The organism is Streptomyces sp. NPDC005483 (genome assembly GCF_040606035.1).
Taxonomy (GTDB): Bacteria; Actinomycetota; Actinomycetes; order Streptomycetales; family Streptomycetaceae; genus Streptomyces.
The window spans coordinates 44731-67284 of the sequence record NZ_JBEXEA010000019.1 but is presented as its reverse complement, the minus strand read 5'-3'; the positions used below and the strand labels follow the sequence as shown (position 1 = coordinate 67284).

Here is a 22554-nt window from a genome sequence, read left to right as displayed (position 1 = left end):
GGAGGGGTCCGATGGCAGATGACACCGCGTACGGCGACACCAGCGATCAGGATCTCCTGGCCCGTCATGTGGAAGGCGACCCCGACGCCTTCGGTGAGCTCGTCCGGCGGCACCGCGATCGGCTCTGGGCCGTTGCCCTCCGCACGCTCGGAGACCGTGAGGAAGCAGCTGACGCCGTTCAGGACGCCCTGGTGTCCGCCTACAGGGCCGCACACACCTTCCGGGGTCAGTCCGCGGTCACGACCTGGCTGCACCGGATCACGGTGAACGCCTGCCTGGACCGGGCCAGGAAGGCGGCCTCCCGCAAGACATCTCCCGTGGACGACACCGAGCGCCTGGAGCAGCTCCTGGAGCCGCACGAGTCCGCCTCGGCGCCCGCGGAGCGCAACGACCTCCACCGCCAGCTCCTGGAGGCCCTCGGCACGCTCCCGCCCGACCAGCGCGCCGCCCTCGTCCTCGTCGACATGCAGGGGTATCCGGTCGCCGAAGCCGCCCGCGTGCTCGATGTGCCGACGGGGACGGTGAAGAGCCGCTGCGCCCGAGGCAGAGCCAGACTCCTGCCCCTTCTCACTCATCTCCGGCCGGAAAGAACCGGAGGCGTGAGAGAAGCGAGCGCTGGACGGAACCGCACGCAGGGGACATCCGTCCCACCCGCAGCGGGACCTCCGTCAGAGGGCCCGCCGGATTCAGGATCAAGCGATTCAGCTGCAGTGAAGGGCGGAGGTGGGCGAGCGTGACTTCCACGACAGACACAGCCGGGCACCCGGACGTCGCGGAGATCTCCGACCTCACCGAAGGCATTCTCCCCGCCTCCAGGACCGCGGACCTACGTCGGCATCTCGACGAGTGCGAACTCTGCGCGGACGTACACGCGTCGCTGGAGGAGATCCGCGGACTGCTCGGAACACTGCCGGGCCCACCGCGTATGCCCGCCGATGTCGCCGGCAGGATCGACGCCGCCCTCGCCGCGGAAGCTCTCCTGCAGGCAACCGCTCCCGAGGCCGTGAACGCACCGGCGCCGGTCGAGACGGCACATGTTTCACGTGAAACCTCGCCCACGGCCGACCGCCCCACGGGACACGCCCGTTCGGCCACCACCGGCCCCGGCCGCAAGGACCGCAAGAGGAACGGACGGCGCAAGGTTGCCGTCCTCGGCGCCGTCTTCACCGTCGCCGCCCTGGGATTCGGCTCCGTGCTGCTGTCGACGTTGGACGACGGCAAGCCGACCGACGCGGCACACGGACAGGCGACCGCCTCCCCCGACTCCTTCTCCGCGAGCGGACTCGAGAAGCAGGTCTCGGACCTTCTCACCGAGAAGCAGAGTACGAGCGGCGGATCCCGGGCTCCGCACACCAGCATGGGCGCGGAGAAGGTCCCGGACTCCGGGAATCCCCGCATCCTGGTGACGCCCGAGGTTCCCCGGTGCATCCAGAACGGCATTCACACCAGCGACGCGCCGCTCGCGACCGAGGACGGTGTCTACAAGGGCACGGACGCGCTTCTCGTCGTGCTACGCGACCCTTCCGACAGCACCCGCGTCACTGCCTACATCGTGGATGCGTCGTGCGTGAAGAACGCACCGACCGGCACCGCGAAGGTTCTGCTGAAGCAGTCCTACACGCGCTCCTGAGCCCTCACGCTTCGTCTCCGCCCTGCGTGGCAATGCGTACGGTGTGGCCTCTCCGTGTGCCCGGACACACCGGGAATGCGCGCCCCTTAGGATCCGTTGGGTGGGGTGAGAGTTCTGAGTGGGCTCCACCGGTCCGACGACGCAGTCCAGAGACGAGGAACCAAGCCGTGAGCGACGTCCGTAACGTGATCATCATCGGCTCCGGGCCCGCCGGCTACACGGCGGCGCTCTACACCGCGCGCGCGTCGCTGAAGCCGCTGGTGTTCGAGGGCGCCGTCACCGCCGGTGGCGCGCTGATGAACACCACCGAGGTGGAGAACTTCCCCGGCTTCCAGGACGGCATCATGGGCCCCGAGCTCATGGACAACATGCGCGCCCAGGCGGAGCGTTTCGGTGCCGAGCTCGTCCCGGACGACATCGTCAGCGTCGACCTGACCGGCGAGATCAAGACCGTCACCGACACCTCGGGCACGGTCCACCGGGCGAAGGCCGTGATCGTCACCACCGGCTCGCAGCACCGCAAGCTCGGCCTGCCGAACGAGGACGCCCTCTCCGGACGCGGTGTCTCATGGTGCGCCACCTGTGACGGCTTCTTCTTCAAGGACCAGGACATCGCTGTGATCGGCGGCGGTGACACCGCGATGGAGGAGGCGACCTTCCTCTCCCGCTTCGCCAAGTCCGTGACGATCGTCCACCGCCGTGACACTCTGCGCGCCTCCAAGGCGATGCAGGAGCGCGCCTTCGCCGACCCGAAGATCAAGTTCGTCTGGGACAGCGAGGTCGCCGAAATCCAGGGAGACCCGAAGCTCTCCGGACTGAAGTTGCGCAACCTCAAAACCGGCGAACTCTCGGACCTGGCGGTCACCGGCCTGTTCATCGCGATCGGCCACGACCCGCGCACCGAGCTCTTCAAGGGCCAGCTCGAGCTGGACGGTGAGGGCTACCTGAAGGTGGAAGCACCTTCGACCCGCACCAACCTGACCGGTGTCTTCGGCGCCGGTGACGTGGTCGACCACACCTACCGCCAGGCGATCACCGCGGCCGGCACCGGCTGTTCCGCCGCTCTCGACGCAGAGCGCTTCCTCGCCGCCCTCGCGGACGAAGAGAAGGCCGAGCCCGAGAAGACCGCTGTCTGACCCCCATCCCGCCCCACCGCACCAACCCAGTTAAGGAGCCCGCCGTGGCCGGCACCCTGAAGAATGTGACCGACGATTCCTTCGAGCAGGACGTCCTGAAGAGCGACAAGCCCGTCCTGGTGGACTTCTGGGCCGCCTGGTGCGGACCGTGCCGTCAGATCGCGCCGTCCCTTGAGGCGATCGCCGCCGAGTACGGCGACAAGATCGAGGTCGTCAAGCTGAACATCGACGAGAACCCGGGTACGGCCGCCAAGTACGGCGTCATGTCCATCCCGACGCTGAACGTGTACCAGGGTGGCGAGGTCGCCAAAACCATCGTCGGCGCCAAGCCGAAGGCCGCGATCGTGCGCGACCTCGAGGACTTCATCGCCGAGTGATGTTTCACGTGAAACACGATGGGGCCGACCCGAAGGGGTCGGCCCCATCGCATTACAGGGGGCGCAGCGCCGGTTCCTTCTGTACCGCCCCGAGAAGCCGGTCCAGTGCCATCTCCACATCTTCCTTCCAGGAGAGCGTGGTCCGAAGCTCCAGCCTCAGTCGCGGATACGTGGGATGGGGTCTGACCGTCTTGAAGCCCACGGCGAGGAGATGGTCCGCAGGAAGCAGGCAGGCGGGTTCCTTCCAACGAGCGTCTCCGAAAGCCTCGATGGCCTTGAAACCCCGCCGCAGCAGGTCCTTGGCGACCGTCTGCACCATCACCCGGCCCAGCCCCTGCCCCTGATAGCCCGGCATGATGAACGACGTCATCAGCTGAACGGCGTCCGGAGAGACAGGGCTCGTGGGAAACGCCGTGGAGCGAGGAACGTACGCGGGAGGCGCGTACAGGACGAAGCCGACCGGTACGTCATCGACGTAGACGACCCGGCCGCACGAACCCCAGTCCAGCAGGACGGCGGAGATCCAGGCTTCCTTCTCCAGAGCTGGTGTTCCCGCCTTTACCGCGGCTTCTCCGCTGACGGGGTCCAACTCCCAGAAGACACACGAGCGGCAACGCCGGGGTAGGTCCTGAAGGTTGTCCAGCGTGAGCGGTACGAGCCGACGCCCCATGAAGGCTGATCCTCGCTTCCTTCGCCCGCCGCATCGCGGGCGGCCGTCAGAGCGCTCCGTTCCCTGAGCAGGCTGCCGACGAATCCGCCGACCGCCCCCAGTCCCAGGCCCGCGCTCACCAGTCCGCTTCGGCTCATCGTTCGCATGGCCCCTGCCTCCCCTCAGAGGTGCCGGGTGGATGTGCCGCACCCATTCGCATCGTATCCACACAGCGATTCCATCGATACCGCCTGAAAGCAAAGAGCGGGCCGTGTTCCGGGACGCACCGGACACCGCCCGCTCTTCATGCTTCGCCGGGCAGTGTCACCCTGGCGAGGCCTGGCTCAGCTTTCCGTCTCCTCGGCCCCACCGTCCAGCAGGCTCTTCTGCAGAACCGGTCCCTCGCCGGGAGCGAGGGAGCTGAGGATGCGTTCGAGGTCCTCCATCGAGGCGAACTCGACGGTGATCTTGCCCTTCTTCTGCCCCAGGTCGACCTTCACCCGGGTCTCGAAGCGGTCCGAGAGGCGGGTCGCGAGGTCGGTCAGCGCCGGAGAGACGCGGGCACCGGCACGCGGTCCCTTGGAACGCTGGGCGGTCTGCGGCCGCGACCCCATGAGGGTCACGATCTCCTCGACCGCACGCACCGAGAGTCCCTCGGCCACGATCCGGTGGGCCAGCCGGTCCTGCTCCTCAGAGTCCTCGACGGAGAGCAGGGCACGAGCGTGTCCGGCGGAGAGCACTCCGGCGGCCACTCGCCGCTGCACCGCCGGCGAGAGCTTCAGCAGACGCAGGGTGTTGGAGACCTGCGGACGGGACCGGCCGATGCGGTCCGCCAGCTGGTCGTGCGTGCAGTTGAAGTCCTTCAGCAACTGGTCGTAGGCGGCTGCCTCTTCCAGCGGGTTCAACTGAGCACGATGCAGGTTCTCCAGGAGGGCGTCCAGGAGAAGCTTGTCGTCGTCCGTGGCCCGCACGATCGCGGGGATCGCCTCCAAGCCGGCCTCACGGCTGGCCCGCCAGCGCCGCTCGCCCATGATGAGCTCGTAGCGGGCGGGACCGACCTGTCGCACGACGACCGGCTGAAGGAGCCCGACTTCCTTGATGGAAGTGACCAGTTCCTGGAGCGCGTCATCGTCGAAGACCTCACGCGGCTGGCGCGGGTTCGGCGTGATGGAGTCGAGGGGGAGTTCCGCGAAGTGGGCGCCCATGGGAGGCGCGGGCGCCTCCTCGTAGCCGTTGACCGGCACCTCGGTTTCATGTGAAACAGGTGGCAGCGTAGCCACCTTCGCCGCGGCCACTCCACGGTCGGTCGTCAGCACCGGGACCGATGTCGGAGACGCTGAACCAGCGCCTCCCATCGCCGCCGGAGTCGGCGTCTTCTCCGTCGGGGCAGCCGGGATCAGTGCGCCGAGACCACGGCCCAAACCCCTCCGTCGCTCGCTCACTGGATCCCCTCCACCATGCTCGGGTTGCTCTGTGCGCCGATGTGCGCCTGCGTCGGGTCATAGCTGACGCCGACACCCTTCAACGCGATCTCTCGCGCCGCCTCAAGGTACGACAGGGCACCGCTCGATCCTGGATCGTAGGTCAGCACCGTCTGTCCATAACTCGGCGCCTCGGAGATACGGACCGAGCGGGGAATGCTCGTCCGCAGCACCTCGTCGCCGAAGTGGGTGCGCACCTCGTCCGCTACCTGGGACGCGAGACGCGTCCGGCCGTCGTACATGGTGAGCAGGATGGTCGATACGTGCAAGGTGGGGTTGAGGTGGCCCCGCACGAGATCGACGTTGCGCAGCAGCTGCCCGAGGCCCTCCAGTGCGTAGTACTCGCACTGGATCGGGATGAGGACCTCCGCACCGGCCACGAGCGCATTGACCGTCAGCAGGCCGAGCGAGGGCGGACAGTCGATGAGGATGTAATCCAGAGGCTGCTCGTACGCCTGGATGGCGCGCTGCAGTCGGCTCTCACGTGCCACCAGGGACACCAGCTCGATCTCCGCACCGGCGAGATCGATGGTGGCGGGGGCGCAGAAGAGACCTTCGACATCAGGGACCGGCTGGACGACCTCCGCCAGTGGCCTGCTCTCGACCAGGACGTCATAGATGGACGGGACTTCGGCGTGGTGGTCGATCCCCAGCGCGGTGGATGCGTTGCCCTGGGGATCGAGGTCGATCACCAGGACACGGCCGCCGTGCAGAGCCAGCGAAGCAGCAAGATTGACGGTCGTCGTCGTCTTGCCCACCCCGCCCTTCTGGTTGGCGACGACCATGATCCGGGTCTGCTCAGGCCGTGGCAGGCCCTCGCCGGCACGGCCAAGAGCCTCTACCGCCAGTTGGGCAGCACGACCGATCGGAGTGTCGTCCATCGGGGGCGGTGTTTCACGTGAAACATCGTCCCCCATCGACTCGGTTCGGGGACCGGGGACCGGATCGGTCATCGGTCCCGCGATGTTGGCGTCGGACCGCAAGGATTCACTCTCCTCGACTTCAGGCTCGCAATGAACAGAGCCTCCCATGTCTTCGGGGTCGTGAACCAGTGAGGCCTGTTGTTCTGTGGAGAAATCCACCTCTGTGGACAACTCCGTTACCTCTCCGAGTGACCCGAGAGGCTTCCGGTCGCGGGGTTCGGCCGCGGCGCGGCCCCGGCTGATGATGCCGTGCAGCAGTGAGCGACGTTTCACGTGAAACACGATGCAGGGCAGCCGTGCCCGTTCTGCCGCGACACTCCGGCATGCATAGGTTGGGCAGCTTGTGTGGAGTACGTCTCGTCGTCAGGACGGATCAGCGACGTCGACGCGTTCGGCCGGTACGGGCCGCCTTGGCGCGCTTGGCCGCAAAACGTACACCGCCGGGACTCTCCCCGACCTCGACCCTCACCACCGTGGACAGCGGATCGACCACGCCCTCACCCACATGCAGGATGGAGGTCCCCACGGCGCCGAGCTTACTCAGGGCAGTACCTGCCGCCTTGAGCTCCTCCTCCGCGGTGTCGCCCTTCAGCGCGAGCATCTCGCCGTAGGGACGCAGCAGCGGCACACCCCACGTCGCCAGCCGGTCCAGCGGGGCCACGGCCCGCGCCGTCACCACATGCACGGGGGTCAGCTTGCCCATGACTTCCTCGGCGCGGCCCCGCACGACCGTCACATGGTCCAGGCCCAGCAGTTCCACAACCTCCGTCAGGAAGGTCGTCCGCCTCAACAGCGGCTCCAGCAGCGTGATCTTCAGGTCCTCGCGGACGAGGGCCAGAGGGATGCCGGGCAGACCGGCACCGGAGCCGACGTCGCACACCGTCACCCCCTCGGGGACGACCTCCGAGAGAACCGCGCAGTTCAGTAGATGCCGCTCCCACAGGCGGGGCACTTCACGGGGGCCGATGAGACCGCGCTGCACACCCGCCTCAGCGAGCAGCTCGGCGTAGCGCACCGCGTCCTCGAAGCGATCGCCGAACACCTCGCGCGCCTCTTCGGGCGCGGGGGGAAGCTCCGCTGCCTCCGTCACGGGGAACCGTCCTTCCGTACCGCATCAGCGCACCGGGCGCCGACCATCAGAACTATCAGGCTGACAAAGTTCGGCCCCGCCTGCTCTACAGACGGGGCCGGAGGAACGTACGGACCGATCAGGCGGGAAGCACGACGACGAAGCGCTGCGGCTCCTCGCCTTCGGACTCGCTGCGCAGCCCGGCGGCCTTGATCGCGTCGTGCACGACCTTGCGCTCGAACGGCGTCATCGGGTCGAGCTTCACGGACTCGCCGGTGCTCTTCACCTCGGCGGCGGCCTTGGCGCCCAGCTCGGAGAGCTCCGCGCGCTTCTTGGCCCGGTAACCGCCGATGTCCAGCATCAGCCGGCTGCGGTCCCCGGTCTCCCGGTGCACAGCAAGGCGGGTGAGCTCCTGCAGGGCTTCCAGCACCTCGCCGTCACGACCGACCAGCTTCTGCAGATCACGGCCGCCCGCGTCGCTGATGATCGAGACAGCGGCGCGGTCGGCCTCGACGTCCATATCGATGTCGCCGTCGAGATCGGCGATGTCGAGCAGACCCTCGAGGTAGTCCGCCGCGATCTCGCCCTCCTGCTCCAGGCGGGTCAGGGTGTCTGCACCCTCGGCAGCGGCGGAGGTGGTGCCTTCCGTCACGGGATGGACTCCTTCTTACTTCTTGGACGGGGACTTGGGCCGCTGCGGACCCTTGCGCTGTCCGGACTGGGCCTTGCTGCGGGTACCGCCGCCGGGCTGCTTCTTGGCGGGAGCGGCGGGCTTGGCGTCCTCGGGCTCGTCGGACTTGCTCAGCGAGGTCGGCTCCGACGGCTGGTCGTCACCGGCCGCCTTCGAGCCGACCGAAGCCGCCCCCGACTGCCGCTGGGACTTGCTCTGCCGCTTGGGCTGCTGACGCTTGGGAGCCGCCGCGCTCGCCGGCGAACCGTCCTCGGTCTGGACCGCGGCCTGGGAATCACTCTGGATGACCGAGCCGTCGGCCTGCGCCGCGAGGCCCGCCTTGTTCAGACCGTTGATGAACTTGCGCTCGAACTCGTTGCGGTCACGGCCCTTGGCGACGATCGCCTTGATGATGGTGCGCTCACTGCGCTTGCGGGCCTTGCCGTGGTTCGTGACGTGCTTGGTGAGGCGCTCGAGGTAGGCGGCCTGGGCCTTCGAACCCGGGGTCGGGTTGTTGTGGATGACGTACATCTGCTGGCCCATGGTCCACACGTTGGTGGTCAGCCAGTAGACGAGAACACCGACGGGGAAGTTGATGCCGAAGACGGCGAACATGACCGGGAAGACGTACATCAGCATCTTCTGCTGCTGCATGAACGGCGTCTTGACCGTGGTGTCGACGTTCTTCGTCATCAGCTGGCGCTGTGTGTAGAACTGCGACGCCGACATCATGACGATCATGACCGCGGTGACGACCCGCACGTCGGTGACCGTGGCGCCCAGCGCCTGGACGGTGGCGGAGCCGTCCTTGAACTTCGCGGCCAGCGGGGCCCCGAAGATGTGCGCCTTACGGGCGCTGGCCAGCAGCGATTCGTTGATGACACCGATGGTGTCGCCCGTCGCGATGCCGTTGAGGACGTGATACAGGGCGAAGAAGAACGGGGACTGCGCCAGGATGGGAAGGCACGAGGAGAGCGGGTTGGTGCCCGTCTCCTTGTACAGCTTCATCATCTCTTCGGACTGACGCTGCTTGTCGTTCTTGTAGCGCTCCTGGATCTTCTTCATCTCGGGCTGGAGCGTCTGCATGGCCCGCGTCGACTTGATCTGCTTCACGAAGAGCGGGATCAGGCAGATACGGATCAGGATCACGAGGGACACGATCGACAGGCCCCAGGCCCACCCGGTGTCAGGGCCGAAGATCTTGCCGTACACCGTGTGGAACTGAACGATGACCCAGGAGACGGGTGTCGTGATGAAGCTGAAAAGACTGGCAATCGTGTCCACTAATCATGCTCCTTGGGCATGGGACGGAGTCTCTGCGGCCGGGCTCGAAGGAGTCTGTCCCTCGGTGGCCGAGGCGGCGGAGGGCCCGCCCCTACGTGCACGCCAGGCGTTACGCAGCATTTCGTGCCACCGCGGACGCTTGCGCGGCGGGACATGGTCCACACCGCCCAGCGACCACGGATTGCACCGCAGGATGCGCCAGGCGGTGAGTGCCGTTCCCTTGATCGCACCGTGCCGGTCGATGGCCTGGTAGCCGTAGTGGGAGCACGACGGGTAGTACTTGCACACCGGCCCCAGCAGCGGGCTGATGGTCCACTGGTACAGCTTGATCAGCGCCAGCAGCGGGTACTTCATCGTGCGCCCCCTCCCAGCAGCCGCTGAACGGCGGCATCCAGGTCTCGGGCCAGCTGTTCGTGATCAGCGTCGCCCGCCTCGGGCAGCGCTCGTACTACTACCAGGCTACCGGGGGGAAACAGAGCGACCCTGTCGCGCATCAGGTGACGCAGTCTGCGCTTCACCTTGTTGCGCACGACCGCGCCGCCCACGGCCTTGCTCACGACGAAACCCGCACGCGTCGGGGGAGCGCTCTCCCCAGGCGCGTGCGGGTCCGTGGCACCGCTACGAAAATGGACGACGAGGGACGGGCGTCCGGCCCGGCGCCCTCGTCGTACTGCGGTCGCGAAGTCCTCGCGCCGCCTCAGCCGGTTCTCGGTGGGCAGCACGACGGCATGACCTGACCGGGATCAGGCGGACAGGCTCGCGCGACCCTTGCTGCGGCGGTTCGCCAGGATCGCGCGGCCGGCACGGGTACGCATCCGCAGACGGAAGCCGTGGGTCTTGGCACGACGACGGTTGTTCGGCTGGAAGGTGCGCTTGCTCACTCGGGGGCTCCAGAAATCAATCGGTGGTGGCGGGTGCCGTCCTGGCTGTCACCGTGCGCCCACGAGTAGCTCGCAGTTACGCCCGTGTGCACCGCTTACCGATCACCTGACGCGATCTGTGCCCATCGGAGGCAGGCGGCAGCAGCCATCGACAACTCGACCTGGTTACGGTACGCGCGGCTACGCCATCCGGTCAAACCAGTGGTCACCGGGAGACACTATCCACAGGCTGGGGACAACAACTTGAACCGCACCCGTCGCCCTGACTACCGTGGCTGAACTCCGATTCGTTCCTTTGACCCCTCTGTTTCGGCTCCACCCCATCTGAATCCCAACTCGTCCCACAACCACACGTTCGTGGGACCCGTGAGAGAGCGTGCCCTGTGGCTGACGTACCTGCCGATCTTGCCGCAGTGTGGCCACGCGTACTCGAGCAGCTTCTCGGCGAGGGCCGCGTACAGGGTGTGGAGGCGAAGGACGAGCACTGGATCCGGCGCTGCCAGCCGCTCGCTCTGGTCGCCGACACCGCCCTGCTCGCCGTACCGAACGAATTTGCGAAAGGCGTACTGGAGGGCCGACTGGCCCCGGCCGTCAGCGAGACCCTGAGCCGCGAGTGCGGCCGCCCGATCCGCATCGCGATCACCGTCGACGACTCCGCGGGCGAACCCCCGGCACCCCCCACGCCTCCGGCCCCCCGGCCCCAGCCGCGCTACGAGGAGCCGGAGCTCCCCTCCGGCCAGTACGACAACCAGTACGAGGGCTACGGCCGTCACCGTGCCGACCCCTCCCGCCCCGGCCGCGGCGAGCAACGCCCCGGACAACAGAACGACCACGCACCCCGCCCGGACCAGCTCCCGACCGCGCGCCCCGCCTACCCCTCGGAGTACCAGCGCCCCGAGCCCGGCGCCTGGCCGCGGCCGGCGCAGGACGAGTACAGCTGGCAGCAGCAGCGCCTCGGCTTCCCGGAGCGCGACCCGTACGCGTCGCCGTCGCAGGAGCCCTATCCGCAGGAGCCGTACCCGCAGGACTCGTACGGCCCGCCGTCGCAGGACTACCGCCCGCAGCAGATGGAGCGCCCGCCCTACGACGGCCCACGCACCGACTACGACCAGCGCTCCGACTACGACAAGCGGCCTGACTACGACAAGCCGCGTCCCGACTACGACCAGCCCCGGTCCGACTACGACCAGCGCGACGCCCGCCGGGAGCTGTCCGATCCGCCCTCCAACTCCGGTCATGTGCACCGCGGCGGCCCGGTCGGCTCCAACCTGCCCACCACCGGTGCCCCCGGCCCGCTGGCCGCGCAGCCCGCGCCGGCGACGGGCCCTGGTGAGCCCACGGCGCGACTGAACCCGAAGTACCTCTTCGACACGTTCGTCATCGGCGCATCCAACCGCTTCGCCCACGCGGCCGCGGTGGCGGTCGCCGAGGCTCCGGCCAAGGCCTACAACCCCCTCTTCATCTACGGGGAGTCGGGCCTCGGCAAGACCCACCTGCTGCACGCGATCGGGCACTACGCGCGCAGCCTCTACCCGGGCACGCGTGTGCGGTACGTGAGCTCGGAGGAGTTCACCAACGAGTTCATCAACTCCATCCGCGACGGCAAGGGCGACAGCTTCCGCAAGCGCTACCGCGAGATGGACATCCTGCTCGTCGACGACATCCAGTTCCTGGCGGACAAGGAGTCGACGCAGGAGGAGTTCTTCCACACCTTCAACACGCTCCACAACGCCAACAAGCAGATCGTGCTGTCCAGCGACCGGCCGCCGAAGCAGCTGGTGACGCTGGAGGACCGGCTGAGGAACCGTTTCGAGTGGGGCCTGATCACCGACGTCCAGCCGCCCGAGCTGGAGACGCGGATCGCGATCCTGCGCAAGAAGGCGGTCCAGGAGCAGCTCAACGCGCCGCCGGAGGTACTGGAGTTCATCGCCTCCCGCATCTCGCGCAACATCCGCGAGCTGGAGGGCGCGCTGATCCGGGTGACGGCGTTCGCGTCGCTGAACCGGCAGCCGGTGGACCTGGGCCTGACCGAGATCGTCCTGAAGGACCTGATCCCCGGCGGGGAGGACTCGGCCCCGGAGATCACCTCGACGGCCATCATGAGCGCCACGGCGGACTACTTCGGCCTGACCGTCGAGGACCTGTGCGGCACCTCGCGCGGGCGGGCGCTCGTCACGGCCCGCCAGATCGCCATGTACCTGTGCCGCGAGCTGACGGACCTCTCGCTGCCCAAGATCGGCGCGCTGTTCGGCGGCCGCGACCACACGACGGTGATGCACGCGGACCGCAAGATCCGCAATCTGATGGCCGAGCGGCGCTCCATCTACAACCAGGTGACCGAGCTGACGAACCGCATCAAGAACGGCTGAGGTCGGCCACGGCGGCCCGAGGCCATGGTCCGCGAGGGCCTTGGCCGAAGTCGCAAGGGGCCCCTGCCGGGCGTCGAGACGGGCCTGGCCGAGCGTCATCATCAGGGCGCCCAGGCGCTGTTGCCGCGCCGTCGGGCAGATCGCGGTCGATGCGCCGGCGCCCCGCCTCGAAGGCGCGGCAACAGAGTCACGGCGTCCAGGGCGCCCTGGGGACGAGGTCCCGGGGCGCCCCTCGTCATTCTCCGGGTCACGGCGCCGTAGCCCGGTGTTCGATTCTCCGCAGGGTTACGGCCTCTCTCCACAGATCCGGTGACTTTTTCCCGTCCACATCCTGGGGACTGCGAAGTTGTCCAGATCGCGGTCCACAGGCTCCCTGTCGAAAGACCATCGGGCCAGGTCAGGTGGCTGTGGATTCGTGGACAAAGGATCTCCACAGACTGTGGACAACGAGAAGATCCACAGGCTGTGCATCAAGTTGTCCACCGACGACCCACAGGCCGGGACCTGTTGTCCCCAGCGATCACCAGCTTCTCCACATGCCTGTCCACTGTTCGGCAACGCGACGCGCCTGATCACCAGGTCGAGTGAAAGGCGTCACACGAAGGTGCCGGGTTGGGCTGTGGGAAAGCCGGGTAAAGCTGGGGACGGTGCTGGGGAGAAGTCGCCTCAGGCTGTGCACGGAGTGTGCAGAACTTTCTGTTCTCCACAGAGACACCCAGTTGTCCACCGTCGTCGCCCACAGGGTCGGTGGACAAAATTCCCGCTCTGAGCTGGGAAAACAGGGTTATCCACGGTATCCACAGCCCCTACTACTACTCCCAACTAGAGAGAGCTGGGAATCCGTTTCGAAGTGGGGCCTGTGCACAACTCGCTGTCCGGCGCCCGGCTGCCCCTCGTCACGACTTGACCCCGAGAGGCACCTACTGTCAGTGGGGTGCGTCAGACTGTTCCCCGGTGTCCTTCCCGCCACAGGGGCCGACGACACCGAGACAGACGACGAAGCCAGGCAGGCCGAGCAGCGCCGGCAACAGCAGGAGGCGGCAACAGTGAAGATCCGGGTGGAACGCGACGTACTCGCGGAGGCAGTGGCCTGGGCGGCGCGCAGCCTCCCGGCCCGTCCGCCGGCGCCTGTCCTCGCCGGCCTTCTCCTGAAGGCCGAGGAAGGCCAGCTGAGCCTGTCCAGCTTCGACTACGAGGTCTCCGCGCGGGTGTCGGTGGAGGCCGAGGTCGAGGAGGAGGGCACGGTCCTGGTCTCCGGCCGCCTGCTCGCCGACATCTGCCGCGCCCTGCCCAACCGCCCGGTGGAGATTTCCACAGACGGTGTACGGGCGACTGTTGTCTGCGGTTCCTCGCGGTTCACCCTCCACACCCTGCCTGTGGAGGAGTACCCGACGCTGCCGCAGATGCCGAGCGCCACCGGCACCGTTCCCGGTGAGGTCTTCGCCTCCGCCGCCTCCCAGGTGGCCATCGCCGCGGGCCGCGACGACACGCTTCCCGTCCTGACCGGTGTCCGCATCGAGATCGAGGGCGACACCGTCACGCTGGCGTCCACCGACCGCTACCGCTTCGCGGTCCGTGAGTTCCTGTGGAAGCCGGAGAACCCCGAGGCGTCCGCGGTCGCCCTGGTGCCCGCCAAGACGCTCCTGGACACCGCCAAGGCGCTCACGAGCGGCGACAGCGTGATCCTGGCGCTGTCCGGCTCGGGCGCGGGCGAGGGCCTGATCGGTTTCGAGGGCGCGGGCCGCCGTACGACCACGCGTCTGCTCGAGGGCGACCTGCCGAAGTACCGCACGCTGTTCCCGACGGAGTTCAACTCCATCGCCGTGATCGAGACCGCCCCCTTCGTGGAGGCCGTCAAGCGTGTGGCTCTGGTCGCCGAGCGCAACACCCCGGTGCGGCTCAGCTTCGAGCAGGGTGTGCTGATCCTGGAGGCCGGCTCCAGCGACGACGCACAGGCTGTGGAAAGGGTCGACGCCCAGCTGGAGGGCGACGACATCTCGATCGCCTTCAATCCGACCTTCCTGCTGGACGGCCTGAGCGCGATCGACTCCCCGGTGGCCCAGCTCTCCTTCACGACGTCCACCAAGCCCGCGCTGCTGAGCGGCAAGCCGGCCCTGGACGCCGAGGCGGACGAGGCATACAAGTACCTGATCATGCCGGTGCGCCTCAGCGGCTGAGCGTGCCGGCCGACCTGGGCCGGACGGCTGCTGGGGGTGTGGGGGTCGTCCCCCACAAGATCGCAGTATGCCGGTGCGCCTCAGCGGCTGAGTCAAAGCCCCAGGTGAGGGCATACGTTTGAGCGCGTATGCCCACAGGTGTGCGTGAGCGTCCGGGTTTAGGCTCGTACGTGGGTACGAAAGTGCCACACACGCCACAGCAACCTAAGGAACCACTGATGGAGCTCGGTCTCGTCGGCCTCGGCAAGATGGGCGGCAACATGCGCGAGCGGATACGTCGCGCAGGCCACACCGTGATCGGATACGACCGCAACCCGGACCTCGCGGATGTCCACAGCCTCAAGGAGCTTGTGGAAGCGTTGCAGGGTCCGCGGGTCGTGTGGGTGATGGTCCCGGCCGGTGCGCCGACCCAGGCGACCGTCGACGAGCTGGCCGAGCTCCTGGAGCCCGGTGACGTCGTGGTGGACGGCGGGAACTCCCGCTGGACGGACGACGAGAAGCACGCCGGGGAGCTGGCGGACAGGGGCATCGGGTTCGTCGACTGTGGCGTCTCCGGCGGCGTGTGGGGCCTGGAGAACGGCTATGCGCTGATGTACGGCGGCGACGCGGAGAACGTCGCCAAGGTGCAGCCCGTCTTCGACGCCCTCAAGCCCGAGGGCGACGCCGGTGCGGTGCACGCCGGCAAGGTCGGCGCGGGCCACTTCGCGAAGATGGTCCACAACGGCATCGAGTACGCGATGATGCAGGCCTATGCCGAGGGCTGGGAGCTCCTGGAGAAGGTCGACTCCGTGACCGACGTCCGGGAGGTCTTCCGCTCCTGGCAGGAGGGCACGGTCATCCGCTCCTGGCTGCTCGACCTCGCGGTCAACGCCCTGGACGAGGACGAGCACCTTCAGAAGCTGCGCGGTTACGCACAGGACTCCGGCGAGGGCCGCTGGACCGTGGAGGCCGCCATAGACCACGCGGTGCCGCTGCCGGCGATCACCGCGTCGCTGTTCGCGCGGTTCTCGTCCCGTCAGGACGACTCACCGCAGATGAAGATGATCGCGGCGCTGCGCAACCAGTTCGGCGGCCACGCGGTCGAGACGAAGTAATCCACAGAGCTGTTCACAACGGTCCACAAGCTGGGGGAGGTCGGCGCCCGACCATGCACGTCACGCATCTGTCGCTGGCCGACTTCCGCTCGTACGCCCGGGTCGAAGTTCCGCTCGACCCGGGCGTCACGGCGTTCGTGGGCCCCAACGGACAGGGCAAGACGAACCTGATCGAGGCGATCGGCTACCTCGCCACGCTCGGCAGTCACCGGGTCGCCTCCGACGCACCCCTGGTCCGCATGGGCGCCGACCGCGCGATCGTCCGGGCGCAGGTCCGGCAGGGCGAGCGGCAGCAGCTGGTCGAGCTGGAGCTGAACCCCGGCAAGGCGAACCGTGCCCGCATCAACCGGTCTTCACAGGTCAGGCCGCGGGATGTGCTCGGGATCGTGCGCACGGTGCTGTTCGCGCCGGAGGATCTCGCGCTGGTGAAGGGCGACCCGGGCGAGCGGCGCCGTTTCCTGGACGAGTTGATCACCGCGCGCTCCCCGCGCATGGCCGGCGTCCGCTCCGACTACGAGCGGGTCCTCAAGCAGCGCAACACCCTGCTGAAGTCGGCCGCCCTCGCGAGGAGGCACGGCGGCCGCTCGATGGACCTGTCCACCCTCGACGTGTGGGACCAGCACCTCGCGCGCGTGGGCGCCGAGTTGCTGGCCCAGCGGCTCGATCTGATCGCCGCGCTCCAGCCGCTGGCCGACAAGGCGTACGAGCAATTGGCGCCCGGCGGCGGTCCGGTGGCGCTGGAGTACAAGCCGTCCGCGCCGGGCGAGGCACACACGCGTGAGGATCTTTACGAGCAGCTGATGGCGGCGCTCGCCGAGGTGCGCAAGCAGGAGATCGAGCGGGGCGTGACCCTCGTAGGACCTCATCGGGACGATGTGAATCTCAAACTCGGTCAGCTGCCCGCCAAGGGATACGCCTCACACGGCGAGTCCTGGTCGTACGCGCTGGCGCTGCGCCTCGCGTCGTACGACCTTCTCAGGGCCGAGGGGAACGAGCCGGTGCTGATCCTCGACGACGTGTTCGCCGAGCTGGACACCCGTCGCCGTGAGCGTCTGGCCGAGCTGGTCGCGCCCGGTGAGCAGGTCCTGGTGACGGCGGCGGTCGACGACGACGTGCCGCACGTGCTGACGGGGACGCGGTACGCCGTGTCCGAGGGGGCGGTGGAGCGCGCATGACCGACGAACAACCTTCCGGCGACGGTCCCAAGCCCGCCGGACCCTCCGGTGTCGACCTCGCGCGCGTGGCGCTCAGGGCCGCGAAGGAACAGGCACGCGCGCGTGGGGACGCGGCGCAGCAGAAGCGGCAGGCGAGGCGCGGGGGCGGTCTGCGTTCCGGCGCGCGCGCCGACGGACGCGACCCCATGGCCTTCGGCGCCGCCATCAACCGCTTGATCACCGAGCGCGGCTGGGAGACGCCGGCCGCGGTGGGCGGGGTGATGGGGCGCTGGCCGCAGATCGTGGGCGAGGACGTGGCCAAGCACTGTGCGCCGGAGACGTACGACGAGGACGAGCGGGTCCTGGTGGTGCGCTGCGACTCGACGGCCTGGGCGACGAACCTGCGGCTGCTCGCGCCGCAGTTGGTGGCCCGCCTGAACGAGGATCTCGGGCACGGCGCCGTGAAGGTGATCAAGGTGAACGGCCCTGGCGGACCCGCGCGTCGCTACGGTCCGCTGCGCGCCCCCGGCAGCACGGGGCCCGGTGACACCTACGGGTGACAGACATCACAACAGGGGCGTCGGCGGTGCCTTCAGGGCGCCGCCGACGCCTTTGTCGTAGCACTGCACGCGGTTGCGAATTCCGACCTGACTCCCAAGTAGCCAAGGGTTGACAGCTGGAAGCGCTGAGTGCCGCTGTGAGCCTCTTGGAGCCCCGCTCCGTATATGGGGACCCGGAAGACGCCGGTTGAGGGCGGCACATGCGGACTCAGGTACCGGCAAACCCCCATCACTGTCGGCGCTACCGGTAGACTGAAAGCCGATCCCGCCCCGAACGTGGGGACCGCCCGGGAGAAGCTGAGCAACGCTGATCAAGGCTTACCAACGCAACATGCCGCAGCCGCTCCGGCAACCCGCCGACGAGCCCGGCTCGTGCTGTGCCAGAAAGGGCGCTTCGTGGCCGATTCCGGCAACCCCAACGAGAACATTCCGTCCACCGACGCCGAGGCGACCTCGTCGAACGGCGAGGTAACCGCCTCGTACGACGCCAGCGCCATCACCGTCCTCGAGGGTCTGGACGCGGTCCGCAAGCGACCCGGTATGTACATCGGCTCGACCGGCGAGCGCGGCCTGCACCACCTGGTGCAGGAGGTCGTCGACAACTCCGTCGACGAGGCGCTGGCCGGGCATGCGGACACCATCGACGTGACGATCCTCCCCGACGGCGGCGTGCGCGTCGTCGACAACGGCCGCGGTATCCCGGTGGGCATCGTCCCCTCCGAGGGCAAACCGGCCGTCGAGGTCGTGCTGACCGTGCTGCACGCGGGCGGCAAGTTCGGTGGCGGCGGCTACGCGGTCTCCGGCGGTCTGCACGGCGTGGGCGTCTCCGTCGTGAACGCCCTGTCGACCAAGGTGTCCGTCGAGATCAAGACTGACGGCTACCGCTGGACGCAGGACTACAAGCTGGGCGTGCCGACGGCCCCGCTGGCCCAGCACGAGGCCACGGACGAGCACGGCACCACGGTCACCTTCTGGGCCGACCCGGACATCTTCGAGACCACCGAGTACTCCTTCGAGACGCTCTCGCGGCGCTTCCAGGAGATGGCGTTCCTCAACAAGGGCCTGAGGATCAACCTCACCGACGAGCGCGAGTCGGCGAAGGCCACCGCCGGCGCGGACGAGGCGGGCGAGGACGAGAAGCACGAGGTCAAGACCGTCTCGTACCACTACGAGGGCGGCATCGTCGACTTCGTGAAGTACCTCAACTCCCGCAAGGGAGAAGTCGTTCACCCCACCGTGATCGACCTCGAGGCCGAGGACAAGGACAAGAGCCTGTCCCTCGAGCTCGCGATGCAGTGGAACGGCGGTTACAGCGAGGGTGTGTACTCCTTCGCCAACATCATCCACACGCATGAGGGCGGCACGCACGAGGAGGGCTTCCGCGCGGCGCTGACCTCGCTGATCAACAAGTACGCGCGCGACAAGAAGCTGCTGCGCGAGAAGGACGACAACCTCACGGGTGACGACATCCGCGAGGGTCTGACCGCGATCATCTCGGTGAAGCTGGGCGAGCCGCAGTTCGAGGGCCAGACGAAGACCAAGCTGGGCAACACCGAGGTGAAGACCTTCGTTCAGAAGGTCGTCTACGAGCACCTCACCGACTGGCTGGACCGCAACCCCGTCGAGGCCGCGGACATCATCCGCAAGTCCATCCAGGCGGCCACCGCGCGCGTGGCGGCCCGCAAGGCCCGCGACCTGACCCGCCGCAAGGGCCTGCTGGAGACCGCGTCCCTGCCGGGCAAGCTCTCCGACTGCCAGTCGAACGACCCCACCAAGTGCGAGATTTTCATCGTCGAGGGTGACTCCGCCGGCGGCTCCGCCAAGTCCGGCCGTAACCCCGAGTACCAGGCGATCCTCCCGATCCGCGGCAAGATCCTCAACGTCGAGAAGGCGCGGATCGACAAGATCCTGCAGAACCAGGAGATCCAGGCGCTGATCTCGGCCTTCGGCACCGGGGTCCACGAGGACTTCGACATCGAGAAGCTGCGCTATCACAAGATCATCCTGATGGCGGACGCCGACGTCGACGGCCAGCACATCTCCACCCTGCTGCTGACCTTCCTGTTCCGCTTCATGCGGCCGCTGGTCGAGGCCGGGCACGTGTACCTGTCCCGCCCCCCGCTGTACAAGATCAAGTGGGGCCGGGACGACATCGAGTACGCGTACTCCGACCGCGAGCGGGACGCGCTGATCGAGATGGGACGCCAGCGCGGTAAGCGCATCCGCGAGGACTCCATCCAGCGCTTCAAGGGTCTCGGCGAGATGAACGCCGAGGAACTGCGCGTGACCACCATGGACCAGGAGCACCGCGTCCTCGGCCAGGTCACCCTCGACGACGCCGCCCAGGCCGACGACCTGTTCTCCGTCCTGATGGGCGAGGACGTGGAGGCCCGGCGCCAGTTCATCCAGCGCAATGCCAAGGACGTCCGCTTCCTCGACATCTGAGTCGGTCTCAGCTGACCGCACCAGGAAGGATCTTGACCAGTAATGGCCGACGAGAACACTCCCGTCACCCCTGAAGAGGGCGGCGTCATCGCCCAGCGTGTCGAGCCCGTCGGGCTCGAGACGGAGATGCAGCGTTCGTACCTGGACTACGCGATGTCCGTCATCGTGTCCCGCGCGCTGCCGGACGTCCGGGACGGCCTCAAGCCCGTCCACCGCCGCGTCCTGTACGCCATGTACGACGGCGGCTACCGCCCCGAGCGTGGCTTCTACAAGTGCGCGCGCGTGGTCGGCGACGTCATGGGCAACTACCACCCCCATGGCGACTCCTCGATCTACGACGCCTTGGTGCGCCTCGCCCAGCCGTGGTCGATGCGGATGCCGCTGGTGGACTCCAACGGCAACTTCGGCTCCCCGGGCAACGACCCGGCGGCGGCCATGCGCTACACCGAGTGCAAGATGGCGCCGCTGTCCATGGAGATGGTCCGGGACATCGACGAGGAGACCGTCGACTTCACGGACAACTACGACGGCCGCTCCCAGGAGCCGACCGTCCTGCCGGCCCGCTTCCCGAACCTGCTGATCAACGGTTCGGCCGGCATCGCGGTCGGCATGGCCACCAACATCCCGCCGCACAACCTGCGCGAGGTCGCGTCCGGCGCCCAGTGGTACCTGGAGAACCCGGAGGCCTCGCACGAGGAGCTCCTGGACGCGCTCATGGAGCGCATCAAGGGCCCCGACTTCCCGACCGGCGCCCTCGTCGTCGGCCGCAAGGGCATCGAGGAGGCGTACCGCACCGGACGTGGCTCGATCACCATGCGCGCGGTCGTCGAGGTCGAGGAGATCCAGAACCGCCAGTGCCTGGTGGTCACGGAACTGCCGTACCAGACCAACCCCGACAACCTCGCACAGAAGATCGCCGACCTGGTCAAGGACGGCAAGGTCGGCGGCATCGCGGACGTCCGGGACGAGACGTCGTCGCGCACGGGCCAGCGACTCGTGATCGTCCTGAAGCGTGACGCGGTCGCCAAGGTCGTACTCAACAACCTCTACAAGCACACGGACCTGCAGTCGAACTTCGGCGCCAACATGCTGGCGCTCGTCGACGGCGTCCCCCGCACGCTGTCTCTCGACGCGTTCATCCGGCACTGGGTGGCGCACCAGATCGAGGTCATCGTCCGCCGTACGAAGTTCCGGCTGCGCAAGGCCGAGGAGCGGGCGCACATCCTGCGCGGCCTGCTGAAGGCCCTGGACGCCATCGACGAGGTCATCGCGCTCATCCGGCGCAGCGACACCGTCGACATCGCGCGCGGGGGCCTGATGGAGCTCCTGGAGATCGACGAGATCCAGGCCAACGCCATCCTCGAGATGCAGCTGCGCCGACTGGCCGCCCTGGAGCGCCAGAAGATCATCCAGGAGCACGACGAACTCCAGGCGAAGATCACCGAATACAACGAGATCCTCGCCTCGCCGGTCCGCCAGCGCGGCATCGTCAGCGCGGAACTCGCCGCGATCGTCGAGAAGTTCGGCGACGACCGCAAGACCATGCTGGTGCCCTACGACGGTGACATGTCCATCGAGGACCTCATCGCCGAGGAGGACATCGTCGTCACGGTCTCGCGCGGCGGCTACGTCAAGCGCACCAAGACCGTCGACTACCGCGCCCAGAAGCGCGGCGGCAAGGGCGTACGGGGCACGAAGCTCAAGGAAGACGACATCGTCGACCACTTCTTCGTGTCCACCACGCACCACTGGCTGCTGTTCTTCACCAACAAGGGCCGCGTCTACCGGGCCAAGGCGTACGAACTGCCGGACGCCGGGCGTGACGCGCGTGGACAGCACGTCGCCAACCTGCTGGCCTTCCAGCCGGACGAGGCGATCGCCGAGATCCTCGCGATCCGCGACTACGACGCGGCGCCGTACCTGGTGCTCGCCACGAAGGCGGGTCTGGTCAAGAAGACGTCACTGAAGGATTACGACTCTCCGCGTTCCGGCGGCGTCATCGCCATCAATCTGCGGGAGCGCGAGGACGGTTCGGACGACGAACTGATCGGCGCCGAACTCGTCTCGGCCGACAGTGATCTGCTTCTGATCAGCAAGAAGGCACAGTCGATCAGGTTTACCGCCTCGGACGACACCCTTCGTCCCATGGGCCGTGCCACCTCGGGTGTCAAGGGCATGAGCTTCCGTGAGGGAGACGAGCTGCTCTCGATGAATGTTGTTCGACCCGGTACGTTCGTGTTCACTGCTACGGACGGCGGGTACGCGAAGCGGACCCCTGTCGACGAGTACCGCGTCCAGGGTCGCGGCGGCCTCGGCATCAAGGCCGCCAAGATCGTGGAGGACCGCGGATCGCTCGTCGGAGCGCTGGTGGTCGAGGAGACCGACGAGATCCTCGCCATCACGCTGTCCGGCGGTGTGATTCGTACGCGAGTCAGCGGGGTCAGGGAGACGGGCCGTGACACCATGGGCGTCCAACTGATCAACCTGGGCAAGCGCGATGCCGTGGTCGGCATCGCACGTAACGCCGAGGCGGGACGTGAGGCGGAGGAGGTCGAAGGCGATGTGGCCGACGACGAGACCGTCGAAGGTGCCGCCGAGACCATCGGCACGGACGAGGGTGAGGCACCCTCGGCCGAGTAGCACGAGGAGAGAGTC

General features: G+C 67.8%; 20 protein-coding genes. 11 read left to right on the top strand and 9 right to left on the bottom strand.

Going from position 1 to position 22554, the window contains the following annotated elements; all coding sequences use genetic code 11:
* Positions 1-11 precede the first annotated feature (11 nt).
* The 4 genes from sigM (at position 12) to trxA (ending at position 3143) form a co-directional block, all read left to right on the top strand.
* Positions 12-737: an RNA polymerase sigma factor SigM gene (gene sigM, locus ABZT06_RS32030; RefSeq protein ID WP_355748726.1), complete on the top strand. Its 726-nt coding sequence runs from the start codon at positions 12-14 to the stop codon at positions 735-737.
* Complete coding sequence (locus ABZT06_RS32025; protein ID WP_355748723.1) at positions 734-1630, top strand: hypothetical protein; 897 nt, start codon at positions 734-736, stop codon at positions 1628-1630. Before sigM ends, ABZT06_RS32025 begins: the two co-directional genes overlap by 4 nt.
* 167 nt (positions 1631-1797) lie before the next feature.
* Positions 1798-2766, top strand: coding sequence for a thioredoxin-disulfide reductase (gene trxB / locus ABZT06_RS32020; RefSeq protein ID WP_266562422.1), 969 nt, complete (start codon positions 1798-1800; stop codon positions 2764-2766).
* Between the two features lie 44 nt (positions 2767-2810).
* Positions 2811-3143: a thioredoxin gene (gene trxA / locus ABZT06_RS32015; protein ID WP_003991504.1), complete on the top strand. Its 333-nt coding sequence runs from the start codon at positions 2811-2813 to the stop codon at positions 3141-3143.
* 52 nt (positions 3144-3195) lie between these two features.
* Here trxA and ABZT06_RS32010 read toward each other — a convergent pair whose 3' ends face one another.
* The 9 genes from ABZT06_RS32010 to rpmH form a co-directional block, all read right to left on the bottom strand.
* The gene (locus tag ABZT06_RS32010; RefSeq protein ID WP_355748718.1) at positions 3196-3813 is read right to left on the bottom strand and encodes a GNAT family N-acetyltransferase; all 618 of its coding nucleotides are present in this window, start codon (positions 3811-3813) and stop codon (positions 3196-3198) included.
* Between the two features lie 323 nt (positions 3814-4136).
* A complete protein-coding gene (locus ABZT06_RS32005; RefSeq protein WP_355748715.1) occupies positions 4137-5234 on the bottom strand; it encodes a ParB/RepB/Spo0J family partition protein in 1098 nt (365 codons plus the stop codon).
* A complete protein-coding gene (locus ABZT06_RS32000; RefSeq protein ID WP_164433038.1) occupies positions 5231-6304 on the bottom strand; it encodes a ParA family protein in 1074 nt (357 codons plus the stop codon). The genes ABZT06_RS32005 and ABZT06_RS32000 overlap by 4 nt, the downstream gene beginning before the upstream one ends.
* 265 nt (positions 6305-6569) lie before the next feature.
* Positions 6570-7286, bottom strand: a complete 717-nt coding sequence (gene rsmG / locus ABZT06_RS31995) for a 16S rRNA (guanine(527)-N(7))-methyltransferase RsmG (protein WP_355748712.1) — start codon at positions 7284-7286, stop codon at positions 6570-6572.
* Between the two features lie 118 nt (positions 7287-7404).
* The gene (locus ABZT06_RS31990; protein ID WP_355748709.1) at positions 7405-7917 is read right to left on the bottom strand and encodes a R3H domain-containing nucleic acid-binding protein; all 513 of its coding nucleotides are present in this window, start codon (positions 7915-7917) and stop codon (positions 7405-7407) included.
* Positions 7918-7932: 15 nt separating this feature from the next.
* The gene (gene yidC, locus ABZT06_RS31985) at positions 7933-9219 is read right to left on the bottom strand and encodes a membrane protein insertase YidC (RefSeq protein WP_355748706.1); all 1287 of its coding nucleotides are present in this window, start codon (positions 9217-9219) and stop codon (positions 7933-7935) included.
* A 3-nt stretch (positions 9220-9222) separates the two neighbouring features.
* Complete coding sequence (gene yidD, locus ABZT06_RS31980) at positions 9223-9573, bottom strand: membrane protein insertion efficiency factor YidD (protein WP_037707204.1); 351 nt, start codon at positions 9571-9573, stop codon at positions 9223-9225.
* Entirely contained in the window at positions 9570-9941 is a 372-nt protein-coding gene (gene rnpA / locus ABZT06_RS31975; protein WP_059208182.1) for a ribonuclease P protein component, read from the bottom strand. Before rnpA ends, yidD begins: the two co-directional genes overlap by 4 nt.
* 21 nt (positions 9942-9962) lie before the next feature.
* Positions 9963-10100 carry a 50S ribosomal protein L34 gene (gene rpmH / locus ABZT06_RS31970; protein ID WP_005482975.1) on the bottom strand — a complete coding sequence of 46 codons (138 nt, stop codon included), beginning with the start codon at positions 10098-10100 and terminating at the stop codon, positions 9963-9965.
* Positions 10101-10483: 383 nt separating this feature from the next.
* Here rpmH and dnaA point away from each other — a divergent pair, with 383 nt between their 5' ends.
* The 7 genes from dnaA (at position 10484) to gyrA (ending at position 22539) form a co-directional block, all read left to right on the top strand.
* Positions 10484-12469 carry a chromosomal replication initiator protein DnaA gene (gene dnaA / locus ABZT06_RS31965; protein WP_355748700.1) on the top strand — a complete coding sequence of 662 codons (1986 nt, stop codon included), beginning with the start codon at positions 10484-10486 and terminating at the stop codon, positions 12467-12469.
* 1046 nt (positions 12470-13515) lie between these two features.
* Positions 13516-14646: a DNA polymerase III subunit beta gene (dnaN, locus tag ABZT06_RS31960; protein ID WP_355749078.1), complete on the top strand. Its 1131-nt coding sequence runs from the start codon at positions 13516-13518 to the stop codon at positions 14644-14646.
* Between the two features lie 218 nt (positions 14647-14864).
* Positions 14865-15740 carry a phosphogluconate dehydrogenase (NAD(+)-dependent, decarboxylating) gene (gnd, locus tag ABZT06_RS31955; protein WP_355748697.1) on the top strand — a complete coding sequence of 292 codons (876 nt, stop codon included), beginning with the start codon at positions 14865-14867 and terminating at the stop codon, positions 15738-15740.
* Positions 15741-15793: 53 nt separating this feature from the next.
* Positions 15794-16915 carry a DNA replication/repair protein RecF gene (recF, locus tag ABZT06_RS31950; RefSeq protein ID WP_355748695.1) on the top strand — a complete coding sequence of 374 codons (1122 nt, stop codon included), beginning with the start codon at positions 15794-15796 and terminating at the stop codon, positions 16913-16915.
* A complete protein-coding gene (locus tag ABZT06_RS31945) occupies positions 16912-17454 on the top strand; it encodes a DciA family protein (RefSeq protein WP_355748692.1) in 543 nt (180 codons plus the stop codon). The genes recF and ABZT06_RS31945 overlap by 4 nt, the downstream gene beginning before the upstream one ends.
* A 396-nt stretch (positions 17455-17850) precedes the next feature.
* A complete protein-coding gene (gene gyrB, locus ABZT06_RS31940) occupies positions 17851-19899 on the top strand; it encodes a DNA topoisomerase (ATP-hydrolyzing) subunit B (protein WP_355748689.1) in 2049 nt (682 codons plus the stop codon).
* Between the two features lie 42 nt (positions 19900-19941).
* Positions 19942-22539 (top strand): DNA gyrase subunit A, encoded by a 2598-nt coding sequence (gyrA, locus tag ABZT06_RS31935; protein ID WP_355748686.1) that lies wholly within the window; start codon positions 19942-19944, stop codon positions 22537-22539.
* The last annotated feature ends 15 nt before the right edge of the window (positions 22540-22554 follow it).